Genomic DNA, 6,927 nt, shown 5'->3' with positions numbered 1-6,927 from the left:
GCTTGATTTCCCCACTGTAAAAGCGTTGAATTTACCTATTGGCAGCGGTGCTATTGAAAGTTCAATTCGTAGGGTGGTGAATTTACGTCTGAAAGGTCCATGCACTTTTTGGTATCGGGAAAATGCAGAAAAAATGATTATGCTACGATCATACTTTAAAGCAGGGCGTTGGGATTGTTTGAAACTCATGGCAACCACGCACAATCCAATGCCGGCGGCATGACCGGGAAAATGGGAATGCGCCCGAAGTATTATTGAGGAAGAATTGTATCTAACACTTTACCTTCCCTGGTAAATAAGGTCATAGTGGACCAGCACACAATGGCGTGCTGGTCATATTTATAGTTGCAGATGGGGGGCTTTGCATTCAAGCAAGCGCTATATCATTTCAGCAATCTCTTTCCCGTAGGCTTGTGCCGTTTCAACGCCGTCTTCAACCCAGGATGCCTTGATCATTAATGGGCCGGAAACCATTTTCATTTTGAAAATGTAATTCATTGTGTCAAATATTCTTTTATTGGCCTCCCCACTCCATCCATATGCACCAAAAGCTCCCCCCGGTTTACCCTCAAGCTTTGCGCGTTCAGCCATGAATAAAACCTGTTTCATGGGAGGCAGCATTTCCCCGTGATAGGTAGGGGAACCGAAAACATAGGCATCGAATCCTGATAAATCTTCTTCAGTCTCTATCTGGCTGGCAGTCTTAACCTCAACCTGGTGCCCTGACCGACGAACACCTTCTGCGATTAATTCGGCTATTCCCTTTGTTTCGTCGACTCTGGATGAATAAACAATCAGTACGGTTCCCATTTTTTTATCCCTATGTTTTTATGATTTAAATTTATTAAATTGTTCAATTTTTTTGTAAAGTTAATGATATTGATTGATTAATATACGATGTGTATAATCAAAACCTTTAACAAAATAATATAAAATCGTGATGGAGCCAAGGTAAAATTATCTGCTTTAAATTTTTAGCTTGATTAAAACTAAAAAGTCTGGAAACCTATAATTTTTTTGTATGGACTTTTTAGGTATTGTCTAGGTGGATTCAGAAATAAGGTGTACAGGAATTTATGGGTTTATTTAAATTAAAGGGATTTCCGGGAACCGGCAGTTTCCCCCATGGGGTTCACCCACCGGAAAATAAAGCGTTGTCCGCCAATATGGCTGTTGAAGTGATGCCTACACCCCGGACAGTGACGCTGCCTCTGCTTCAGCATCTGGGTGTGCCCTGCGAGCAGATTGTTAGATCCGGTGAAACGGTCAGTTACGGGCAAATGGTTGGTGAGGGAGAGGCCTTTGTTTCCGCCTCAATCCACGCCCCCATTTCCGGAAAAGTCAAAAGAAATGCAATGGTGACCCTGCCCAACGGCAGGCGTCTTGAAGCCCTAACGATCCAGGCGGAAGGGGAGCAGATCCCCCCGGAAAAAATTTGGGAAGAGGTGAAGTTTACACAATGGCCCAAAGAGGGTTTTTCCAATTATGCGCCCATGGACATTGTGAAAAAGATTCGGGAATCCGGCATTGTGGGGTTGGGCGGGGCGGCGTTTCCCACCCATGTCAAGGTGATGCCCAATGATACCCGGGTGATAGATACCTTTGTGGTGAACGGGTGTGAGTGCGAGCCGTATCTGACCTGTGACTACAGGCTTATGGTTGAGGCGCCTGATATTATTGTGACCGGAGCGCTTCTGGCGGCCCGGGCTGTCTCGGCCAGGGAAATTGTCATCTGTGTTGAGGATAATAAACCCAAGGCCATAGAACGGCTTCAACAAGCGGCTCAACAGACCGTGGTGCAGGTTGCCGTGGTGAAAACCAAGTACCCCCAGGGCAGTGAAAAGCAGCTTGTAAAAGCCGTGGTCGGCTTAGATATTCCCTTGGGTGGTCTGCCGGCTGATGCGGGCGTTGCCGTAAGTAACGTGCAAACCATTGCCACTGTGGCCCGCAGCATTGTCAAGGACGTGCCGCTCACCCACAGGGTGATCACCGTCTCCGGTCATGGCATCTGCAATCCGAAAAATATTTTTGTGCCCATCGGCATCTCTCTGGCTGAGGTGGTTGACTTTTGCGGCGGCCTGACGCCGGATGCGGCCCGGATCATTTCCGGCGGCCCCATGATGGGATTTGCATTCTCAGATCTGTCTGCCCCCGTAACCAAGGGTACCTCAGGGTTAACAATTCTTACCCATGACGAGGTCCGCAAGGCTGAAGAGACAAATTGCGTGCGCTGCGGGCGCTGTGTGGATGCCTGCCCCATGAACCTTGTGCCTACAAAGTTGGCGTTGGCGGCCCGGTATAAGCATCCCGAGATTGCCGCCCAGTACCATATTCGTGCCTGTGTTGAATGCGGGAGCTGTTCCTATGTATGTCCGGCAAAATTGAATTTGGTTCAGTTGATTCGTGAGGGCAAGGCCCAGCTAAACGCCTGGGAACGTCGCTAACAATAAACAACAAAAATTAATTGATACAAGGAACAAAACGTGTCAGACACAAATAGACAGATAAATTCAGCCATGTCGTTTGAAGACAGGCCCGGGCGAAAACCGCCCTTTATAAACGTGGCCCCGTCCCCGCATATTTCGGATAGCCGGGCCGGCACACGCAGGATGATGGTCGATGTGATCCTTGGGTTGTCACCGGCTATTATCGTATCCCTTTATTTATTTCGGTTTTATGCCCTTAAACAGATTCTTGTCTGTGTGGTGGCCTGCCTTGCTGCGGAATATCTCTTTGTCCGCATGAGGGGCAAATCTTTTACCTTAAAAGATTGCTCTGCCATAGTTACAGGTATCATTATAGGTCTTTCCATGCCGGGGTCAGCCCCCTGGTTTGTTGGCGCTTTGGCCTCATTCGTCGGCATTGGGATCGGCAAAATCGTATTTGGCGGCGTTGGGATGAACATATTCAACCCTGCCATGGTGGGACGGGCGTTTGTTATGATTGCCTTTGCCCAGCTCATGGGGGCCGGTGCCTATGAAAATGTAGCAGGACTTGTGGATGCCGTGTCAGGCGCAACCCCGTTGAGTGCGTTGAAGTTCAATGGGGTTCAAACCGGCATTGCGCCGTTGTTTATGGGGGGGACCAACGGATCCATCGGTGAGGTAAGTGCCGTCGCCTGTATTTTAGGGGGGCTTTATCTGATTTTCAGAAAAACCGCATCCTGGCAGATCCCTGCAAGCATTTTGGTTACCGTTGCCCTGATCGCCGGAATTACGGACATCTCAGGGGGATACCAAGGTCTGTTTCTGCTGCACCATCTGTTTGCAGGGGCACTGATGTTTGGCGCCTTTTTTATTGCCACAGATCCCGTGACATCTCCGTTAACTGCCAAAGGCAAAGTGATATTCGGCGTGGGTACGGGCTGTTTGATCATGGTGATTCGTCTGTTTTCCGGTTATCCGGAAGGTGTGATGTTTGCCGTGCTGATCATGAATGCCATGACACCGTTGATCAACCGCTGGACAATTCCCCAGCCCATGGGACAAAAGGAGGCCTGATATCATGTCGTTGAAAAATAGTAACCTGGCCCAGGCCTGGCTGGTTCTTCTTCTTGCTACCCTGTTCGGTACTGCCCTTGCCGGTATCCAGGCTAAGCTTGGGCCGGTAATTGAGGCCAACAAGGTCAAAGAGACCATGGCAAAAATACCCGTACTGGTGCTTGGCGAGGATCTGGCTGCCGAGTTTGCCGCCGACAACCAGACACTGACTATCAAATCACGGGTGATTGAAATAAAGCAAAACGAAACCATCAAATTCTACACCGTATATGATGCCTGGTTGCCCGACGGAAAAATGGTCGGACATGTGGTTAAAGCAGACGGCCAGGGATATGCGGATAAGATTGAGTTGCTGGTGGGGCTTGATGCCCAAGGCAAAAGCATTACAGGACTTTTTGTTCTGGATCAGAAAGAGACGCCCGGCCTGGGTGCCAAGATTCTGGAAGATGCTTGGCGGGGCCAGTTCAAAGACAAATCCACTCAAAATACCCTTTCCGTTGTTAAAGGGGGCGGGGCCAAAGAAGATCAGATCGACGCCATTTCCGGCGCTACCATCTCTTCAAGAAGTGTGACTGGTATCGTGAACACTACGGTTGCCAATGTGGCACCTCGGCTTCAAATTACTGACGTCCCTGGTGATAATAAAACCCCGGCGGTTCAAAATGAGGAACCCGGTAAAGATAAGGAGCGTTCCTGATGGCTGATCAACCTACTGCTATGGAGAGATTTGTACAGGGGATTCTACCCGAGAACCCGGTCTACCGGCAGCTTCTTGGGCTGTGTGCCACTCTGGCTGTTACCAACGGTATGAAGCCGGCGTTAACTATGGCCGTTTGCGTGGCCTTTGTTCTCGTATGTGCCAATGTTGTGATCAGCCTGATCCGAAACCTGTTAAAACCGCATCTGCGGATTGTGGTATTTACCCTGACCATTGCCACTTTTGTAACGGTGGCGGATAGGGTCTTGGCCGCATACATGTTCGAGATGAGTAAAACCCTTGGCCCCTATATTCCTTTGATTATCGTTAACTGCCTGATCATTTGCCGGTGTGAGGTGTGTGCCTCCAAACAGAATATTGTTATTGCAGCGGCAGATGCCCTGGGTCAGTCCATCGGGTTCGGCCTGGCGCTGGCCAGTATTGCAGCCATCCGTGAGATTTTAGGCACCGGTATGCTTATGGGGTTCAGGGTTCTACCGACCTTTTGGCCGGACTGGGTCATCATGGTACTGCCCCCGGGTGCATTCATTACACTGGGTCTGCTGCTGGGTCTGGTGAACTATATTGATTTTAAACGGGAACAATCCCGCAGTTGAATTTAGATGAAAATTTATAAAAGATTAAGGCGGATCTAATGGACTATTTTGTAGATATCCTGCTGATTGCCCTGTCAGCTTCGATAATTAACAACTTTATATTTTATTATTTTGTGGGCATCTGTCCGTTTGTAGGCGTGTCCAAAAAGGTCGAAATGGCCTTTGGCATGGGATGTGCCGTAACCTTTGTCATGAGTATTGCCGCGTTTCTCTCTTGGAGTATCACAGTGTTCATACTGATTCCAGGCGCGCCGGTATCAGCCTTTATTGCCGGTTTTTTTACCACACCTGAAGCAGCCGCGCAGATTGATCTGACAGTGCTCAGTTACATTGTCTATATTTTTGCCATTGCCTCTTCGGTTCAATTTGTTGAGATGTATGTCAGAAAATTTTTCCCACCGCTTTACCGGTCCTTTGGGGTGTTTCTGCCGTTGATAACCACCAATTGTGCCATCCTTTTTGCCTGCCTGACCATCATGAGTCATGTGGCCGGCGTTGATAATCCAAAAGATGTGTGGGACTTGGGTAAAGCCATGACCCTGGCGCTTTTTGGCGGATTGGGATTCACCATTGCCATCGTGATTATGGCGGGTATCCGGGAGGAACTGGAGCTTTGCGATATTCCCAGGCCTTTTAAAGGGGCGGCCATTACCTTGGTCATTGGAGGGATTCTGGCCATTGCCTTCATGGGATTCACCGGGGTGGATTCAGGTATTAAGAAGGTACTGAAACCGGCTCCTGCCGTTCAGGAAGAAAGCTCTGAAGCAAGCGCTAACACGTTGACTGAATATTTAGCTGATATGACCTTTAAGGGCCATAACGGCCAGGAGATTTTGCCATGATGGTTTCACTGGGTATCGCCGGCGCAAGCATGCTGGTCATGGCCATGATTTTTTCCTATATCCTGGGATGGGCCAATAAACAATTTAAAGTTCAAGTGGATCCTAAGATCGAAGAGGTCATAGAGGCGCTTCCCGGCGCTAACTGTGGTGGATGCGGTTATCTCGGCTGTTCCGACTATGCCGTGGCGATTGTTGCGGACAATGATCCTGTCAATAAATGCGCGGTGGGTGGGCAGGCCTGTGCCCAAGCGATTGCCGATATCATGGGGGTTGAGGTGGGAGATGTCGTGCCTTTACATGCCATTGTTCATTGCAATGCGCCAGTGTCCAGTCGGTTGGGGATGACCCAGTACATGGGCGAGAAGCGGTGCGCCTCTGCCCAGCAGGTGGCAGGCGTCCAGGGCTGCACCTTTGGATGTCTTGGATTTGGTGACTGTATTGAGGTTTGCAATTACGACGCCATCCATATCGTAGACGGGCTTGCCCGGGTGGACTATGAAAAATGTATTGGATGTGGTGCCTGCACCAAAGCCTGCCCCAGGGGCATTCTTTCCGTTGCAGGATTCAAAGAAGAGGCTATACCGGTGGTGGCCTGCTCCAATAAAGACAAGGCCAAGGATGCCAAGGCCGTATGTAACAATGCATGTGTAGGGTGCAAAGCCTGTGCAAAGGAGTCTGACCTCTTCACCATTTCGGACAACCTGTCTAAGTGCAATTATGATGATTATTCCGCCCCAAAATATGAAGAGGCCATGAAAGCCATTGAAAAATGCCCCACCGGATGCATTCATTTCATGGGAACCCGATAAGATAAAAATGTAAGCGCGTAATGACCTGAACTTTGTTTGTTGCTGTTCATTACCGCTTACTTAAATATGAAATATACGGGTCGGTTAGGTTCAATTTCTATCCTGAAATCAGCACCGCCTTGCTTCTCAATTCAATTACAGTACTTTCATCTTTACTATGGCTCGCTGTGCCTTTTTGCCCGGCATCATTACTCTCATATTCACAGGCCATCAATAGTTTTTGTTTCATATCGTCAACGCGTCATCAGCGCTGACGCATCAAAATTTATTATCAATGATATCAGGGGGGCGGAGCGACATCTAAAATTATTTTGTCGCAAAATTATAATAGACACTCTGCAGGTCTTTTGATAATGTAACGTGGATGTGTGTGAGTTCACCCACCAATCGAAACGTTACATTTGAGGAGAAAACGCTGTGATAAGCCAGTGTGGTCGGCAGATTAAAAACGCAGAACTTGAA

The 6,927-nt window shown here is 48.7% G+C and carries 8 protein-coding genes and 1 pseudogene; 7 read left to right on the top strand and 2 right to left on the bottom strand.

Translation table 11 applies throughout. The features are described 5' to 3' along the window. A pseudogene (locus tag B147_RS32260) lies at positions 1-223 on the top strand (hypothetical protein); the annotation flags it as partial. A gap of 155 nt (positions 224-378) precedes the next feature. Here B147_RS32260 and B147_RS0104180 read toward each other — a convergent pair. Then, a complete protein-coding gene (locus B147_RS0104180) occupies positions 379-810 on the bottom strand; it encodes a flavodoxin domain-containing protein (RefSeq protein WP_020585989.1) in 432 nt (143 codons plus the stop codon). Positions 811-1,076: 266 nt separating this feature from the next. Between B147_RS0104180 and rsxC the strand changes: the two genes are divergently transcribed. Genes rsxC through B147_RS0104150 form a run of 6 tightly spaced genes read left to right on the top strand, consistent with a single transcriptional unit; the run spans position 1,077 to position 6,465 of the window. Further along, entirely contained in the window at positions 1,077-2,444 is a 1,368-nt protein-coding gene (gene rsxC / locus B147_RS0104175) for an electron transport complex subunit RsxC (protein WP_020585988.1), read from the top strand. Positions 2,445-2,483: 39 nt separating this feature from the next. Continuing rightward, positions 2,484-3,500, top strand: a complete 1,017-nt coding sequence (locus B147_RS0104170) for an RnfABCDGE type electron transport complex subunit D (RefSeq protein ID WP_020585987.1) — start codon at positions 2,484-2,486, stop codon at positions 3,498-3,500. A 4-nt stretch (positions 3,501-3,504) separates the two neighbouring features. Beyond that, positions 3,505-4,197, top strand: a complete 693-nt coding sequence (locus tag B147_RS0104165; protein ID WP_020585986.1) for an RnfABCDGE type electron transport complex subunit G — start codon at positions 3,505-3,507, stop codon at positions 4,195-4,197. Continuing rightward, positions 4,197-4,814, top strand: coding sequence for an electron transport complex subunit RsxE (rsxE, locus tag B147_RS0104160; protein WP_020585985.1), 618 nt, complete (start codon positions 4,197-4,199; stop codon positions 4,812-4,814). Before B147_RS0104165 ends, rsxE begins: the two co-directional genes overlap by 1 nt. Positions 4,815-4,852: 38 nt before the next feature. Beyond that, positions 4,853-5,656, top strand: coding sequence for an electron transport complex protein RnfA (locus B147_RS0104155; RefSeq protein ID WP_020585984.1), 804 nt, complete (start codon positions 4,853-4,855; stop codon positions 5,654-5,656). After that, a complete protein-coding gene (locus B147_RS0104150) occupies positions 5,653-6,465 on the top strand; it encodes an RnfABCDGE type electron transport complex subunit B (protein WP_020585983.1) in 813 nt (270 codons plus the stop codon). The genes B147_RS0104155 and B147_RS0104150 overlap by 4 nt, the downstream gene beginning before the upstream one ends. Positions 6,466-6,562: 97 nt before the next feature. Here B147_RS0104150 and B147_RS33110 read toward each other — a convergent pair whose 3' ends face one another. Next, on the bottom strand, positions 6,563-6,694 hold the full coding sequence (locus tag B147_RS33110; RefSeq protein ID WP_281167870.1) for a hypothetical protein: 132 nt from the start codon (positions 6,692-6,694) through the stop codon (positions 6,563-6,565). Positions 6,695-6,927: the final 233 nt, after the last annotated feature.

The sequence above is a fragment of the Desulfobacter curvatus DSM 3379 genome (genome assembly GCF_000373985.1).
Classification (GTDB): domain Bacteria; phylum Desulfobacterota; class Desulfobacteria; order Desulfobacterales; family Desulfobacteraceae; genus Desulfobacter; species Desulfobacter curvatus.
Note: the sequence above shows the minus strand (reverse complement) of the source record. Positions and strands in the feature narration are given on the sequence as shown.

Bases quoted from the DNA above. Each gene is read 5' to 3' on its own strand.
- B147_RS0104180 (WP_020585989.1), bottom strand. From the start codon at position 810: ATGGGAACCGTACTGATTGTTTATTCATCCAGAGTCGACGAAACAAAG.
- rsxC (WP_020585988.1), top strand. From the start codon at position 1,077: ATGGGTTTATTTAAATTAAAGGGATTTCCGGGAACCGGCAGTTTCCCC.
- B147_RS0104165 (WP_020585986.1), top strand. From the start codon at position 3,505: ATGTCGTTGAAAAATAGTAACCTGGCCCAGGCCTGGCTGGTTCTTCTT.
- rsxE (WP_020585985.1), top strand. From the start codon at position 4,197: ATGGCTGATCAACCTACTGCTATGGAGAGATTTGTACAGGGGATTCTA.
- B147_RS0104155 (WP_020585984.1), top strand. From the start codon at position 4,853: ATGGACTATTTTGTAGATATCCTGCTGATTGCCCTGTCAGCTTCGATA.
- B147_RS0104150 (WP_020585983.1), top strand. From the start codon at position 5,653: ATGATGGTTTCACTGGGTATCGCCGGCGCAAGCATGCTGGTCATGGCC.
- B147_RS33110 (WP_281167870.1), bottom strand. From the start codon at position 6,694: ATGAAACAAAAACTATTGATGGCCTGTGAATATGAGAGTAATGATGCC.